Origin of the sequence: Kribbella hippodromi (genome assembly GCF_039531045.1) — a bacterium.
GTDB classification, from domain to species: domain Bacteria; phylum Actinomycetota; class Actinomycetes; order Propionibacteriales; family Kribbellaceae; genus Kribbella; species Kribbella hippodromi.
This window is the reverse complement of sequence record NZ_BAAAPH010000001.1, coordinates 49,649-66,256: the sequence shown is the minus strand read 5'-3', so window position 1 is coordinate 66,256 and position 16,608 is coordinate 49,649. Positions and strand designations below refer to the sequence as shown.

Here is a 16,608-nt window from a genome sequence, read left to right as displayed (position 1 = left end):
GCCAGGCTCAGCAACTCACTCCGAGCGGCCGGAACGAGCACTACCTCCTGTCGTTACCCGCTCGGGCAACGCAAAGCTGTCGAGTGGGTGGAGGGTGAGCCCACTGGAGCCGTGCACGGATTCAACAGTGCCGTCGGGGGCGAAGGTGAAGCGGTAGGACTCGCCGTAGGAGCTGTAGCCGTTGCTGCTGACGACGCGCAGGGTGTCGCCGTCTGCCTCGAGCCGCTCGGGCTCGTCGGCCGGGTTCCCGTCGGCCGGCGCGATCACATACAGCCGACCGCCGACGAGGGCGATGTCGTTGACACCCCACAGGTTCGCGTACCGGCCGGTGAACCGTGCCAGGCCAGTCTCGTCACCGCGATCCTTCAACTCGGCCAGGTCGAGCAGCCGGAAGAATCCTTCGGCCAGCTGGGACGCCGGCCCGTCGATCGAGTTCGTCAGCACCGACACAACCAGTCGCTTCTCCGGGTCGACCAAGGTCCGCGTGATGTGCCCCGGGTACCCACCGCCGTGCCCGAACACCGCGCGCTCACCGACCTTGGTGACCGAGAGACCGAGCCCGTACCGCGCCTTCTCGTCGGTCCCGGTCGTCCACAGCGGATGCTGCATCTCGCGCTTCGACTTGTCCGTCAGCAACCGGTCGTCGCCGGGCAGATGCGCGGAGAAGTACGTCACCAGGTCCCGCGCGTTGCCGAAGAAGCCGGTCGCGGACGCCAGCGCCCTGGTGTCGACATGGTCGATCGGTACGCGCGTGTCGGCGTACGCCAGCCCGCTGTACCCGGCCGCGTACTCAGCCGCCCGCGCGGGATCAAGCTCCGGGCCGAGCTGGGTCAGTCCGAGCTTGTCCACAATCGCCGTCTGGACGTACGTGTTGTACGGCGTACCGCTCGCCGCCTCGATCACCAGCCCGAGCAAGCCGTACCCGATGTTCGAGTACTTGAAGCGCTCGTTCTCCTCGATCACCGCCGACGACGCGTCCCGCAGCACTTCGAGCAACTGCTCACGGTCCGGGAAGTTCGTCTCCAGCTGCCACCAGTCCGCAGCCAGCCCGTCCCGGGTGATACCGCCGGCATGCGCGAGCAGTTCGCGGACGGAGCGCTCACCGATCGGCGTACCGACGATCTCCGTGACGTGCTGCGACACCTTGTCGTCCAGCCGCAGCCGGCCCTGCTCGACGAGCTGGAAGACGGCCGTACCGGTGAACGTCTTCGAGTGCGACGCGATCCGGAACAGGTGCTGCTCGGTGAGCGGTACGTCCTGCTCCACATCGGCCGCGCCGTACGCCGCGGAGAACGCGATCGCGTCGTCGGCGTACACCGCGACCTGCACGCCCGGCACCCGCTGGAACCGCTGGTTGAACGCCAGCCAGCTGTCGTAGTAGGCGAGTACTTCGGTCAGATTCTGGGTCACAACTGTCTCCTGGACGGTCGGCGATGGGCGGATTGCCTTCCGCATCAGGGTCCGCTCAACGACGCTTCGGCAGCAACTTCAGTACCGCGAGTCCGGCGAACAGCAAGGCGAAACCCGCAACCATCAGGGCCAGGGTGTTGGTGGCCGCGCCGGTGGCGGCCAGGGTGGTTCCGGGCAGGGTCATGCTGGTGTGTCCGTACATGGCTGATCCTTTTGCTAGCTGATTGCTGGTTGGAAACCCGGTCAGGAGGCCGGGGCGGAAACGTGGTGCCAGCGGGCCTCGGCCCGCCGGATCGAGTCCCAGACGGAGCGCAGCAGTACGCCCTGCAGGAACAGGTCGTAGGCCCACTCGACCACCATCACGGCGGCCAGGACGACGGCTCGGGGACCGCGGCGGCGAACCGTCACGATGCGTTCGGCGACGAAGATCAGGCCGACCAGGAGCCACAGCGGCCGGAAGGTGTACCCGGCGCCGGCGGTGAGCACGGTCAGCAGTACGAAGGACCACATGGCGATGACGCCGATCCCCATCCCGAGCTGCTGAACGGCATACGGGAGCGTGACGCGGTTGAGGCCGTACGCGCGCAGGTTCTCGATCGCTCCGCGCTGCCAGCGCAGGCGCTGCCGCCACAGGTCGCGCCAGGTCGGCATCACCTCGGTGACCACCCAGCACTCGGCCGGCGACACGCAGCGGTAGCCGAGCGTCTTGATCGCCAAGGTGATCTCGTTGTCCTCGGTCAGCGCGGTGGTGTCGTACACCCGGCCGGCCGGACCTGGGAGCGTACGCCCGCGCGCCGCCGCGACTGCGATCAGTACGTCGACGCGGTGCAGGGTCGCGGTACCGGTCAGGACCATCGCGCGACCGCGTTTGCGCTCGATGTCCCGCGCGTACCGGGCGTACTCGTTGCGCTGCAGCTCGCCGACCAGACCATGACCGGACTCGCCCCAGAAGATGCCGCCGACCGCACCGACGGTCTCGTCGTCCAACTCGCTCAGTGCGAGCTCGACGAATCCTGGTGCGAGGGCGCCGTCCGCGTCCATCACCAGGATGCGATCGTTCGGCGCCAGCAACTCGAGCAGTACGCCGAGTGCCTGGTTCAGGCCGCCCGCCTTCTTGTGCATGTTGGCGACCGTCTCGAAGACCTCCGCACCCGCGGCGCGCGCCACCTCGACCGTACGGTCGGTGCAGTTGTCCGCGACGACGACGACCCGATCGGGCCGCCTGGTCTGCTGCCACAGCGAGTCCAATGCGGCCGGTAGCGCCGCTTCCTCGTTGTGGGCAGGTACCAGCGCCACTACCTGGGCATGCCTGCCCGTCCCCAGTTCCACCCCAGCCCCCGTGATCAGATACTTAGACACTCAACTAACCGAGAGTATCCGAGCTCGAATCACGAAGCGCAAGATGTGGCGCTCAGTTACTTTTTAACGTAAATCTCACTGTATGTGCTTGGGGACTCTGCGTAGACGTCACGCAACGTGGCGACGAGATTGGAGGACCCGGAACCGGCTCGCGACGTACGCCCCGTCGGTGTAGGTCGCATTGGCGGCCGGGTTCGCACCCGTACCGTGGAAGTCGCTGAACGCGGCGGACTGGTTCACGAAGACCTGGCCGGTGAGGTTCTCCGACAGCGCCACCCCGGCGTCGAGCGCGGCCTCGCGGGTCTGTTCGAGCACCTTCTCGTCGGTCGAGTAGATCCCGGCCGTCATCGCGCCGTCCTCGGTCACGGTCTTCCGGAACAGGTCGATCGACTGGGCCGTGTCGGCGGTCCGCACCAGGAAGGACACCGGGCCGAAGCACTCCCGCCCGTACACCGAGGCGTCGTCGGCGTCGAGCGCGACCAGGAGCGGCGTCCGAACCAGCGCTTCCGGGTACGACGGGTGCTGGATCGCCCGTGACTCGAGCACCACGTCGCCGTACTCGGGGGCCAGCTCCAGCCGGCTGATCACTGCCTGATTGACGATGCCGCCGAGGATCTCGACCGCGCGGGCGTCGTCGCCCAGCAGCCTGCCGATCGCGGCCGCGAGGCCGGCGCCGACCTCCTCGAACGACTTGTGGCCCTCGTCGGTCTCGATGCCGCCGGCCGGGACGAACAGGTTCTGCGTCGTGGTGCACATCTGGCCCGAGTACAGCGAGAGGGTGAAGGCGAGGTTCCCGCAGAGCGCCTTGAACGAGTCGGTCGAGTCGAGGATGACCGCGTTCACACCCGCCTTCTCGGTGAACACGGTCGCCTGGGTCGCGTTCTGCTCCAGCCACTCGCCGAACTCGCTGCCGCCGGTGAAGTCGATCAGCTTCACCTCGGGCCGGGTCGCCAGCGGCTTCGCCAGACCGTCGCCGGCGCGTTCGGTGGCCAGCGTGACCAGGTTCGGGTCGAGGCCGGCCTCGGCGAGCACCTCGCGGCAGACGTCGACGGTGATCGCCAGCGGCAGGACCGCGAGCGGGTGCGGCTTCACCACGACCGCGTTGCCGGTGACCAGGGACGCGAACAGGCCGGGCCAGGAGTTCCAGGTCGGGAACGTGTTGCAGCCGATCACCAGCGCGACGCCACGGCCGGCGACGGTGAACGTCTTCTCCATCCGGATCGGATCGTTCTTGGCCGGCTTCTCCCAGGCCGCGGTCGCCGGGTAGCGGTGCATTTCCTCGTACGCGTACGCGACTGCTTCGAGCGCACGGTCCAGGGCGTGCGCGCCACCGGCCTGGAAGGCCATCACGAACGCCTGCCCGCTGGTGTGCTGGACCGCATTGGCCAGCTCGAATACCCGCTTGTGCAGCCGGTCCAGGATCTCGAGTACGACCCCGGTGCGGCCGTCGATCCCGGCTCGGCGCCAATCCACCAGCCCGTGCTGCGCCGCGGCGAGGAGCTCGTCCAGCCCGTCCTCGACCACGCGCGGGTACGCGACGTCGAGCTCGATCCCGTACGGCGACTGCTCGGAGACGACCGTGCCGCGCGCGCCGGGGATGTCCAGGGCGTACGTCGTGCCGAGATGCGCTTCGAACGCGGACTTCCCGTCCGCCGCCGCGGTCTCGCCGTACACCCGCGGGCTCGGCGACTCGGGGAAGGCGGAGTGGTAGCCGCGCTCGCGGATCGCCTTCAGCGCGCCGTCCAGGCGCTCACGGTGGGAGGAGAGCAGGTCGGTCGTCATGCCTGCGATGTTACAGTCGTTGACGTGGCTGGGACCAGAGTGTCACATGAGCTGGCGGCCCGAGTGGCCGCGGCGATGTGGGCGGAGGACACCGCGAGCGCCGGCCTCGGGATGCGGCTGCTCGACGTCGGCGTCGGCACCGCGCGGCTGGAACTGACCGTGCGCGACGACATGGTCAACGGGCACGGAATCGCGCATGGTGGATTCGTGTTCAGTCTGGCCGACTCGGCGTTCGCGTTCGCCTGCAACTCGCGCAACCAGGTGACGGTCGCGCAGACCTGCGACATCGTCTTCGTCGCGCCCGCGCACCGCGGTGACGTCCTGGTGGCCACCGCGACCGAACGCACCAGCTTCGGCCGGAACGCGATCTACGACGTCACGGTCACCCGTGGCGACGAGGTGATCGCCGAGTTCCGCGGCCGCAGCCGGCAGTTGTCAGGCACCATCCTTCCGGAGGAAACATGAGGCGCGAGGCATTCCTGGTCGACGGAGTCCGGACGCCGATCGGGCGGTACGGCGGCGCGCTGGCAGGCGTACGCCCCGACGACCTCGCCGCGCACGCGATCTCGTCGTTGCTGAACCGGACCGCGTTCGACCCGGACCGGATCGACGACGTGATCCTTGGCTGCGCCAATCAAGCCGGTGAGGACAACAGGAACATCGCGCGGATGGCCGTGCTGCTCTCCGGGTTGCCGGACTCGGTTCCCGGGACGACGATCAACCGGCTGTGCGGCTCGGGCCTGGACGCGGTCGCGTCCGCAGCGCGATCGATCATTGCCGGAGACAACGACATTGTGCTGGCCGGTGGCGTCGAATCGATGTCACGGGCACCTTTTGTGATGCCGAAGGCAACTACCGCGTACTCACGGCAGGCGGAGGTGTTCGACACCACGATCGGGTGGCGGTTCGTCAATCCGGCGCTGAAGGCACAGTACGGGATCGACTCGATGCCTGAGACAGCCGAGAACGTCGCGGCCGACTTCGGCATCTCGCGGGCGGACCAGGACCTGTTCGCGTTGCGGTCGCAGCAGCGGGCAGCAAAGGCGCAGGCGAACGGGCGGCTCGCCGAAGAGATCGTCGCGGTCGACGTACCCGGGAAGCGTGGTGCGGTGACCGTGGTGGATGCCGACGAACATCCGCGTGAGACCTCGCTCGAAGCACTTGCCGGGCTGAAGACCCCGTTCCGGTCACCCGGGACGGTGACGGCGGGGAACGCGTCCGGGGTCAACGACGGCGCGGCCGCGTTGCTGGTGATGAGCGGGGAGGCCGTCGAGCGGTACGGCGCGACGCCGCTGGCCCGGATCGTCAGTACGGCAGCGGCCGGCGTACCGCCTCGGATCATGGGAATGGGACCGGCACCGGCTACCCGGAAGCTCCTGGGCCGTACGGGCGTCGCGCTCTCCGAGATCGAGGTCATCGAGCTGAACGAGGCGTTCGCGGCGCAGTCGCTGGCCGTACTGCGGGAGCTCGGCCTGCCCGATGACGCCGAGCACGTGAACCCGAACGGCGGCGCCATCGCCCTCGGTCATCCACTCGGGATGTCCGGTGCGCGGCTCGCGCTCACCGCCGCGCTGGAACTGCGGCACCGTGACGCCCAGTACGCACTGGCCACCATGTGCATCGGTGTCGGCCAGGGCATCGCGACGTTGCTCGCCCGCCCTTAGTACGAGGAGATTCCATGCTCGGTGAGGCTTGCCCGACGGAGTTGCAAGACGTCGGCGAACGGCTGTCCGTGGACGAGCTCCGGTCCCATCAGTTGTCGTTGCTACAGGCAACAGTACGGCGGGCGTACGAGAACGTGCCGCACTACCGGGCCGCACTGGACGCTCTTGGGTTCAGGCCGGACGACCTGCGCGAGCTGTCCGACCTTCGGCGACTGCCGTTCACCACGAAGAAGGATCTGCGAGACAACTATCCGTTCGGGATGTTCGCCGTACCGCGGACCGAGGTGGCGCGGGTGCACGCCTCGTCCGGGACGACCGGGCGGCCGACCGTTGTCGGGTACACCCAGCGCGACCTGGACAACTGGGCCGACCTGATGGCGCGGTCGATCCGGGCCGCCGGTGGCCGCGCCGGCGACGTCTGTCATGTTGCCTACGGCTACGGTCTGTTCACCGGTGGGCTGGGCGCGCATTACGGCGCGGAGCGGCTCGGCTGCACGGTCGTACCCGTCTCCGGCGGGATGACCGAGCGGCAGGTGGACCTGATCCGGGACTTCGGTGCGCGGATCATCATGGTCACCCCGTCGTACTTCCTCGCGATCGTCGACGAGATGGAACGGCGCGGCCTGGACCCGCGGGACACCGAGCTGCGGATCGGGATCTTCGGCGCGGAACCGTGGACCGAACAACTCCGCGCTGAGGTCGAGGAACGGAGCGGCATCCACGCGGTCGACATCTACGGCCTGTCCGAGGTGATGGGGCCGGGCGTGGCCCAGGAGTGCGTCGAGACCAAGGACGGCCTGCACATCTGGGAGGACCACTTCTACCCGGAGATCATCGACCCGGTCACCGGCGAGGTACTGCCCGACGGCGCCGAAGGCGAACTCGTCTTCACCACGCTGACCAAGGAGGCCTTCCCGGTCCTCCGCTACCGCACCCGCGACCTGACCCGCCTCCTCCCCGGCACCGCCCGCCCCGGCCACCGCCGCATGCAAAAGATCACCGGCCGCACCGACGACATGATGATCGTCCGCGGCGTCAACGTCTTCCCCACCCAAATAGAAGAACAGATCCTCCTGATCGAAGGCCTCACCCCGCACTACCTCTGCATCCTCACCCGCCCCCACCGCCTGGACGAACTAACCATCCAGGTAGAAGCCGCCCCCGGCCTCACCGATCCCCGGACCGCCGCAGCTCAGTTGGTCCACCGCGTCAAGGAACGCGTCGGCGTCACGATCTCCGTGGAAATCGTGACGCCGCACGCCCTCGAACGCTCCCTGGGCAAAGCCAAGCGCATCAAGGACAACCGCTAGCCGTTAGCACCCGTTGTAGGTGTGACAAGTTCGCCGGAACTCGTCCCGGTTCTTCAGACGCTGTTCGTCGTACGCCTGCTCACGCGGTGTCGTGTGTTTCATGTTCCAGTACCGGTCGAAGAAGTCGGTGATGAAGAATGCGACGTTACCGCCGCAGAAACCGCCGGCCGCCCAGGCTCCGGGACCACTTGGCGCCGTACCCGCCGCACAGGCGCCACCCGCGATAGCGGTGGGCACAGCAGCGGTGATGCCTTTCAGCCACTTGTACCACCAGGGCTGGTCCGGTTCCTTGTTGTCGAGTTTGTCGATCTGGGGGTCCGGGCTCGTGCACCCGTACCAATAGCAGGGGTCCATCCCATTGGCACCTGCGCCACCAGATGCGCCTCCCCCACCGCCGCCCCTGCCCTGAGCATTCGCGGCCCTGAGTTGGTAGGCCCAGGTGAGGATGGCGTTTGCCTGAGCGGCTACGTGTTGGGCCATGCGCAGGGTGTCGTTGGATTCTTTGAGCATTCGGTCGAGGTCCTTGGCTTCGGCGTCGCCTACCCAGCGTTTGAGTTTTCGGGTGACGCGTTCCTGGACTTTGACCAGTTCGCGGATGGTTCTGGTGATCCGGACGATCACCCAGGTCACGTACGTCGCGTAAACCAGTAGTGCGTTCGCCAGCGAATTCCAGCCCATCGCGCGGAACATCAGATACAGGCTGACGGACAAGATCAGCAGCCTGGTATGCCGTACCAGCCGTGCCTTTTCCTCGGTGATGCGCTTGTAGACCACCTTGACCACCTCGCGCAGCGTGGTCACCGTCTCCGTCACGTACCGCTGGCCGTCCGGATCGCTGAAGGTCACCGGACTGTTGTTCGCGTACGCGTACGCGTTCATCTGCTGTGGATCGCTGGCATCCAGCTGTGGATCGGCCGAAATGAACCGGCCGCTGTCCGGGTCGTACTCCCGGGCTCCCAGATGAACCAGTCCAGTAGCGTCGTCCTGGACTCCACCAACGAAACCACGCTGCCCCGGCCAAGCGTTCGGCGCGGTGCCGCGCACCTCCCCGTACGGCGTGATCCGTCGACGCTGCACGGCCAGCGTGGCCGCATCCACCGACACCGTCATCGTGCCGTGGTGGTCGCCGCTGACCCAGGTGAGCTTGCTGCCGGTGCGGACCGCCACCTGGTGGTCGCCCATGGAGTAGTACCGCGTGCCCAGCAACGACCCGTCCGGCTTCAGCTGCAACTCGGTGTCGCCGATGAACAGCGTCGTACCGGTGGAGTCCTTGCGCAGGATGCGGGTCCCATCGGCCGCGTAGAAAGTCGGATCGTAGCCATGTCGTTCTGTGAGCCAAGGAGTTGGTCTTGTGAGTTGTCTTCCTAAGACCGCTTGGCCTCCGACTTCCTTGGTACGGGTCCGCAGGTTGCCGTCGGCGTCGTACGCGTACTGGTCGACCCGCGTCCCACCGGTCCCGGTTGTAGTGACCTTCTGGACCGCATGTGGTTGCGGCTGGCCCGCGGCCGGGTACTCGTACGTGGCGTTGGTTTCGCCGCCTGGAGTGATCCGCTGCTCGCTCTTGCGGTTACCGATGGCGTCGAACGTCCAGCTGTACAAGTAGGGCGCCGGTCCGCCGAGGGCGTTCTTGTCCGGTGCGGCCGCGCAGTCTCCGCTGGTCGGCGTCCACGCCTGGGTCAGGCGGCGGTAGTCGTCGTACCCGAAGCACTGCGTGTCGTTGGCGTCGATTGTGGTCGGGCTGTCGGTCGCCTTGACGATGTTGCCGGCCGGATCGTAGGCGTACCGCACGTCGGACTCGTAGCCGTTCGGCGTCAGCAAACTGCCTCGGGACAACCGATGCGACCCCTCCTCGTACTCGAAGAGTTGCTCGGCCCAGTTGTCGCCGTTGGTCATCTGGAGTCGGCTGGTTTCGCCGTACGGCGTGTAGTCGGTCTCACTCACGTACGAGGACGCACCCGTCAGCGAGATCGGCCGGCTGCGCTTGTCGTACCCGACTGTCACGGTCTCCGCGGGCAGTCCACCGAGCGCGGGCATGGTCGTACTCTTCACCTGCCCGTCAGCGGTGTACGAGGTGCTGACCGCGTACGACCCGGCGAGCGCGCCTTCGGATTGCGGAATGTCCAGTGCGGTACCGGTCGGACGCCCCGCATCGTCATAACCGGTGAAGCGCATCGTGTACGCGTTCCCGTTGATGTACCGAGTCGCACTGGTGAGTGAACCGGGCTTGACCGTGTCGTAGGTCAACTGTGTCTCGACAGTGCCGCCGTTCTTCACCACGGTCCGGCGGCCGGCGGAGTCGTACTCGTACGTGAGCGTGACGTTGCGCCCATCGGTCGACGTCACCACCTGGTCGAGATCGTTGTAGGTGTACTTCGTGACGCCACGATCCGGATCCGTCTCCTGGTACTTCCGGCCACGGAGGTCGTACTGGTACCGCCACACGTTGCCGGCCGGGTCGGTCACGCTCTCGAGCTGACCGGCCGGTGTGTAGGTGTAGCTGGTCTTGTCGTAGCCACCTGTCGCCTTGTTGCCGTGGTAGTTGCGCAGCTCGACCAGACGTCCTTGCAGGTCGGTGATCCGGGTCGTCGCCTGGTCACCGGCCGGCGGTTCGATGGTCTCCACTCCTGTCCCGTTGGAGTGCGAGCGGGTCCACTGGGTGCTGCCGAGGGACAGGAACGACTCCTGGCGCGGGCGGCCGAGGTCGTCGTACGTGGTGAGCTTCTGGGCGGGAAGCAGCTTCTCGTCCGTCGGCTTGACGAGGTCGAAACCGAGCGGCGAGTCGTTCGGGTACGGGCCGTTCTGCTTGACCTCCTGCCCACGGCTGTCGGTGATGTAGTCGGTGATGAGCCGCCCGATCCCGTCGGCGGACTCGGACTGCGTCTGCCGGCGGCGCATCAGTCCGTCACTGAACTCACGGGTCAGCTCCGTCGAGCCGTCGGCGCGCAACGACGTACTGGTAACCACACCGGGCTTCCCGGGCTCATCGGAGTACGTGGTGGCGTCGTTCGGTGTCGACGAGGTGTTGCCCGGCAGCCAGGTCTCCACCGAGCGCCCGAGCGGGTCACGCTTGGTCGTCGTGGTGCGGCCGGCGGCGTCGGTGACAGCAACCTCCTCACCCCAGGCCGGGTCCACTCGGCTGGTGGCCGTCTGCCCGTTCGGCTGTGTGGTCTTGCTCGCCGTCAGCGCACCGCCGGCGGCCGGCGTGTAGTCGACGGTCGTGGTGTGCTGCAGCGCGTCGCTGGTGTGCCGCACGCGGCCGAAGGCGTCGTAGTCCGCCGTACTCACGGTCTGGTATGTCGGCTTACCCGCGGTGTCGAAGCCGGACAGCCGCTGCACCGCCAGCTTGTCACCGGTCGCCGGGTCGTAGCTGGTCTTGCTGTCGGACAGCACGTCGGTGTTCGTCCACGTCTTGGCACAGGACACCTTGACGGTCTGCTCACGCGCAGGCAGCTCCGCGATCCCGGCAGCAGGGTTGTCGAAGTACTCGTACCTGGTACAGATGTCGTCGTTCGGGTTCGCCACGTCACGCAGGTCGGTCTTGGCGGTCAACCGGCCGGTCGCCTCGTCGTACGTGTTCGACGACGAGCTCTGCAGCCAGCCGGTGCCGACCGCCTGGTCTTGCCGGATCGCCTTGTCCTGCACGCGATAAGCCTTGGTCGTTCCCCAGTCGCGGACGCGGGTCGCGGTCGGGTCCTTCGACACCCACTGGTCGGTGATGGACCGGTCGACGACAGCGGTCCCGGAGTACGTCGTCTGCTCGCGGAGCTTGCCCGCCAGCGGGTTCAGGTCCTCCGATTTGCCGCCGGTGGAGTCCGTCACGTCGACGCTCTTCAGGGTGCCGTCCTGCCGGACATCGCCGTCCATGCCCCGGTAGTAGATGTTCGTCTTGACCGTGGCCGGCCCGTCCAGGCCGTTGCCGGTGGTCACCTTCACCTTCTCGTAGCCGCGCCATTGCGACCAGGTCTTGCGGTCGACCTCGACCAGTCCGTCCTCCTCGTCGTGCCGCCAGGCCGGAGCCTCCGGGTACTCGATCTTCGTCACCTGTCCGGGCGTACCGCCGACGAGGTCCGACTCCGTGACCTGGTCCACCACGTACTTGGCGAACCAGTCCTGCCGTTCCGCCTGGTCCTTCGGCGTCCACTTGATCGGGTAACACCGCTTGCCGTTGTTGTCGACGGGCGGCAGGTCCGACGGCACCGTGCAGTCCGGGCCGAGGTAGTGCACCGCCACCTGACCACCTGTCCCGTACGTGATGGTCTTGATCCGCGGCCAGTTCAGAGTCGGCTGGCCCAGTGAATCCGGACCGAGCAGCCGGTTCGGGAGCACCTGCGCGGCGAAGCTCACCTCGGGTAGTGCCTTCGATCCACCGACCAGACCGGTACTGGTGATGCCTTCGAGCCACAACATCCCGGACCGGCCGGCGTCCTGCGGGTCCAGGAAGCTCTGCCGGAACGTCCACGACTGCACTGGCTGGTACGACGTACCGCGCCAGACCTCGGTGACGACCCGGGACAGCCGCTTCTTGGTCCAGAACGACGGGTAGAGGAGGTCACCACAGTTGGTCGTACTCGTGCACTCCTGGTCGAGCGGAGTGTCCACGTAGTCGGAGGCGACGCACCCACTCGGCTTCAGGCACCGCTCCGCGGTTTCGAACCTGACCTGGGCCACCTTGGCGGCGTTGTCGGTCAACTTGCCCGCCTGCTGGCCGTACTCGATCCGGTTCAGGTTGCCGGCGCGTACGTAGTCCGCGACCAGTGTCGATTTGCCGGCCCGGCCGTACTTGTTGGTCTCGAGGTCGTAGTAGAAGGACATGGTGTTGCCGTGCCGGTCGACGACGTAGTCGAGGTTCCACCGGTACGCCTGCTGGCAGAACGAATCCACGAACGCAGTCGCATGACAGGGCTCGCCCGCGTTGTTCCCGGCCACCGGGACCGTCCAGGCGGAGTTCGTCGAACCACTTGCCCCAGGCAACTTGTTGAGACCGAAGTAGTACTGTGTCCCGCTCTTGTCGGTGATCCGCCAGTACTCGCCCTTCGCGGCCAGACCGGAGTCCGGCCCACCGTCGCCGTTGTCCGCGCCGGACAGCTTCTCGATCGTCAGGCCGTCGTCGGTGCGGGAGTGCCAGGTATGAGTCTGGTCGTCGAGCACCAACTCACCGCCGGCACCGTTCAGCGCGAAGGTGGCGTTGTCGGTCGCCCAGCAGAAGTCACCGGTGACGGCGGTACCGTTGTTGCCCTTCTGTTCGGTCTTCGAAGCACAAGAGGCGTACCGTCGCTCGATCGTGCCGCCGGGAGCGAACTCGAAGCCGGCGCCGACCCAAGAGGCCTGACTGTTCGACGCCGTGGTGCGTCCGTCCACCGAACCGGACGAATAGCCCAGCGCGAGCGTTGGCTTCGGTCCGCCGAGACTCGGCGGTACCTGCATCGGGTACGACCAGCTGAAGTCGCCGGACGACCCGCCGACCTGCCACGTCGCGGTCGGCGTCAGCGAGGTCGACGTGTTGTCACCGGCAGGACCTGATGGCGCAGCCGACAGGGCGAAGGTGGTCGGCCCAGCCGTGGCCGGTACGTCCGCCGAGAGCTCGCCCTTGCCGTCGTTGTGCGATGGCAAGCGCACTGGCGTACAGCCCGCACAGGCCGGAATGCTGACCAGTTGCAGCCGAGTGGACCAGTCGCCACCGAACGCCTGCCGGAAGCCGCTGTAGTCGATCCGGAGCGATACCTTGCCGGTCCGCGCGATCCCGTCGGTCCGGTTGAGCCGGAACCGCAGCTGATCGCCCGTACGCCCGAGCATCTGCAACGCTACCTTCGCCGGCGTCTGGCCGGCCTCACCACCGGGCGCACCGGCCGCACCGGCCGCTGCTGCTGCCTGCTTGTTCGCGGCCGCGGTGGGACCGATCCGGAGCGGCAGCGAACCCACCTGCTCCGATGGCCCGGTGACCTTGGTCGTCGGGCGGGCCGTCAGCACAGCTCCCCAGTCGACCGGTTGCGCCTGCGGCTTCGGCAGCGAGACCTCGGCCCGGCCAGGCGCCGGCCACCGCGGCTGCGGCACCTGGGTGACAGCACGCTGAGCGTCCTCGTCGGGCAGTCCAGGTTTGGCGGGCAGCTTCTCGATCGGGACCGACTTCTCTCTGGGCGGTTTGACGTGGCCCGCGGTGTGCTTGGCCGGAGCCTGCGCGGCAGGCGCGGTCCCTGGCGTGGTGGCGATCAGGCTGACAGCCACGACCACGGCTGTCGGAGTCAACAGCAGACGGCGGCGATATCGCATGGTTCCCCCTGAAGTGGGCGGCGGGGTGCAGTTTTCAGTGCACGACCCGAATCCCGCGCCCGGCAACGCCTTCCACCTCACTCGAATGGCCCACTGGCCGGATTCGACGCTGGTCGAAGGCATTCCGGCCGTCCGGTCGCCGTGCGACCGTGGCAGCGTCGCCAGCACCGTGAATGGCAGGGGGCCGCCGTGCGCGCAAGGATCATCCAGGCACTGGTAGCTGCCACTCTGCTGCTGATACCAGGCCTGCACGCTGGTATCGCAGCCAGTGCGCCACCGTCCGTACAGGTCAGAACGGCGGTCGCCAAGTCGGAGGCCAAGCGGTCTTAGGAAGACAACTCACAAGACCAACTCCTTGGCTCACAGAACGACATGGCTACGATCCGACTTGTCCACCCGAATGACAGCTACTGGGCGTACGACCGGGACCAGGGCGCCAAGGTGGGTCAGGCGTGGGGACCGGACACCGACACGTACCGCTCGCTCTTCCAGCTGTCCACGACGGGTATCGCGGGTGCCCGCATCATCGACGCGCGATTCACGATCGTGCTGGATCATTCACCGACCGGCAGCCCGACGCCCACCGACCTGTACCGAACCACCCCGATCAGCCGGGCCAACGCGGTCACCTGGAACAACACCGGCTGGCTGCAGTACCTGGCGACTGCCAGCGGCAACGCCTGGACCGGCCACCAGCCGGACATGTCGATGGGCTTCGCCTCACCCGCGCTGACCGCGCTTCTGCAGGGCGTCGCGGACCGGCGCGAGTCCTCGATCTCACTCGGGCTCCGCGCCCCGGACGAAGGCAACGAAGCGCAGTGGAAGAGGTTTCACGGCGAGACCGCGTCAATCGTGGTCACGTACAACAATCCACCACGGGCACCGCAGAAGCTGAACTTCGACTACCCGAAGGCCTGTGGAACCGCGGCCGCCCCGACACCGGTGAACGACTCCACGCCGACTTTCTCAGCCGTCGGCAGCGACCCCGACGGCGACACCTTGGTGAACCGTTTGGAGATCCACCGCGTCGCGGACGACGGCCTGGTCTACCAGCAAGACACCGCACTCACAGGCAACGGCGCAGCGTTCAGCTGGGCGCCCGTGCCCGATGGAACGTTGGCAGCGGGCACGCCGTACTACTACGTGGCCCGCAGCGATGACCAGGTCGCGGGCGACGGAATCGACTTCGGGCCCGCGACCACCCGCTGCTACTTCACGCTCGACGCCACCAGGCCCAGCGAGCCGACGCTCTCCTCCACCGACTTCCCGAACGGCCTGCCCGGCCGGCCCGCCCGGGAGGTCGGCATCATCAAGATTTCCCCGGCCGCGGCCGACACCGATGTCGCCGAGTACCTGTACGGGTTCAGTCAGGATCGGATCCTGCTCACGGTGAAGGCGAAGCCGGACGGTACGGCGGACCTGCCGGTGAGTGTGCCGGCCACCAGTCGCAGGCTGTACGTCCGTGCCGTCGACCGGGCGGGCAACCCGAGTGCGAAGTACACGTCCTGGACGCTCCTCGCGAAGAGCAACGGGACCGCACCGCGGGTCCGTGGCGATGTGAACGGCGACGGCGCCGCCGACGTGGTGATGGTGCTCGACCAGGGCTTCGGCCGGACCGGTATCTGGAACGTCGACAGCGTCAACGGCACGTTCGGCACCGGCACGCTGTCCTGGGACAGCGGCGTCAACGGCGGGTTCGCGTTGTCCCGCAGCCTGCCGGTCCACGGCGACTTCGACAACGACGGCCGGACCGACGTGGCCTTCTTCCGGGACGAGCCCGGACGCCGGCCGGCGCTCTACGTACTGCCCTCTGACGGCAACCGGTACGACCCGCCGCCGACGCCGATCTGGAAGGCGCCCACGCCGGACTGGACGATCGCCGGTGCCCACGTCACCTCGGGCGACGTGAACGGAGACAACGCGTCGGACATCGTCGTCCAGCTCAACACCGGCAACGGCACCTGGCGCCTCCTCGTCTTCCTCGGCGGCAACCTCTCCGCACCGATGCAGTGGCTGCAGACGACCACCGCCGGCGGCGACTGGGCACTGACCGAACCGGTCGTCGCAGATGTCGACGGTGACGGCAAGGACGACCTCGCCGTCGTCCGGAAGGTCAGTGCATGCCACACCGTCGTCGACATGTACCCATCGACCGGTACGGCGTTCGGCAGCGCGGCTCCCGCGTACGACGGGGACTACTGCGCCGACAAGGGCCATCCGGTTGTGGGCGATGTGGACGGTGACGGCAAGGACGACATCGTCGCGATCTACGACAACGGGACCGGTACGACGCTGAAGGTGTTCCACTCCACCGGCACCGCGTACACGCTGTCGGATTGGTGGACCGGGGCCGACTGGGATCCGGTGCGAACCGCACTGCAGGTCGGCGACTTCAACAAGGACGGAAAGGAGGACGCCGCACTGATCGGGTCGCTCGACGGGGGCGGCCGCCAGGTCTCACGGCTGCTGTCGACCGGTACCGCGTTCGGTGCACCCGTAACTGACTGGAAGGAGGCAGCGGTCGGTGCCGGGACCGGACCGAAGTTCGACATCGAGCCCCGGACGTACGAACTGGTGTCCCGCAACAGCAGCAAGTGCATGGAGGTCGCTGGCGCCAGTCAAACGGACCCGGCGGCGATCCAGCAGTGGGACTGCTTCGGTGGACTCCATCAGCGGTTCCGGGTAGTGCCTGTAGCCGGAACAGAGCAGTACCAGTTGGAGATGGTGCATCTGAACGGGGCATCGCTCGACGGCTCACCGCGGTGCATAGACGTCGGCAATCAAAGTACGGACGACAACACTCCGCTCGTACAGTG

The 16,608-nt window shown here is 67.3% G+C and carries 7 protein-coding genes; 3 read left to right on the top strand and 4 right to left on the bottom strand.

The features are described 5' to 3' along the window. Positions 1–15 precede the first annotated feature (15 nt). From ABD260_RS00265 to paaN, 4 genes are all read right to left on the bottom strand, one after another. Entirely contained in the window at positions 16–1,410 is a 1,395-nt protein-coding gene (locus ABD260_RS00265) for a serine hydrolase (protein WP_344231221.1), read from the bottom strand. Between the two features lie 55 nt (positions 1,411–1,465). Then, positions 1,466–1,612, bottom strand: coding sequence for an LPXTG cell wall anchor domain-containing protein (locus ABD260_RS00260; protein WP_344231220.1), 147 nt, complete (start codon positions 1,610–1,612; stop codon positions 1,466–1,468). A gap of 41 nt (positions 1,613–1,653) precedes the next feature. Beyond that, entirely contained in the window at positions 1,654–2,769 is a 1,116-nt protein-coding gene (locus ABD260_RS00255) for a glycosyltransferase family 2 protein (RefSeq protein ID WP_344231219.1), read from the bottom strand. 108 nt (positions 2,770–2,877) lie between these two features. Continuing rightward, complete coding sequence (gene paaN, locus ABD260_RS00250) at positions 2,878–4,551, bottom strand: phenylacetic acid degradation protein PaaN (RefSeq protein ID WP_344231218.1); 1,674 nt, start codon at positions 4,549–4,551, stop codon at positions 2,878–2,880. Positions 4,552–4,575: 24 nt separating this feature from the next. Here paaN and paaI point away from each other — a divergent pair, with 24 nt between their 5' ends. Genes paaI through paaK form a run of 3 tightly spaced genes read left to right on the top strand, consistent with a single transcriptional unit; the run spans position 4,576 to position 7,525 of the window. Continuing rightward, positions 4,576–5,016: a hydroxyphenylacetyl-CoA thioesterase PaaI gene (gene paaI, locus ABD260_RS00245; protein ID WP_344231217.1), complete on the top strand. Its 441-nt coding sequence runs from the start codon at positions 4,576–4,578 to the stop codon at positions 5,014–5,016. Further along, positions 5,013–6,215, top strand: a complete 1,203-nt coding sequence (gene pcaF, locus ABD260_RS00240) for a 3-oxoadipyl-CoA thiolase (protein WP_344231216.1) — start codon at positions 5,013–5,015, stop codon at positions 6,213–6,215. The genes paaI and pcaF overlap by 4 nt, the downstream gene beginning before the upstream one ends. 14 nt (positions 6,216–6,229) lie before the next feature. Further along, positions 6,230–7,525 (top strand): phenylacetate--CoA ligase PaaK, encoded by a 1,296-nt coding sequence (gene paaK / locus ABD260_RS00235; protein WP_344231215.1) that lies wholly within the window; start codon positions 6,230–6,232, stop codon positions 7,523–7,525. The last annotated feature ends 9,083 nt before the right edge of the window (positions 7,526–16,608 follow it).

Coding starts and splice junctions, on each gene's coding strand:
- paaK (WP_344231215.1), top strand. CDS start 6,230: ATGCTCGGTGAGGCTTGCCCGACGGAGTTGCAAGACGTCGGCGAACGG.
- pcaF (WP_344231216.1), top strand. CDS start 5,013: ATGAGGCGCGAGGCATTCCTGGTCGACGGAGTCCGGACGCCGATCGGG.
- ABD260_RS00260 (WP_344231220.1), bottom strand. CDS start 1,612: ATGTACGGACACACCAGCATGACCCTGCCCGGAACCACCCTGGCCGCC.
- paaN (WP_344231218.1), bottom strand. CDS start 4,551: ATGACGACCGACCTGCTCTCCTCCCACCGTGAGCGCCTGGACGGCGCG.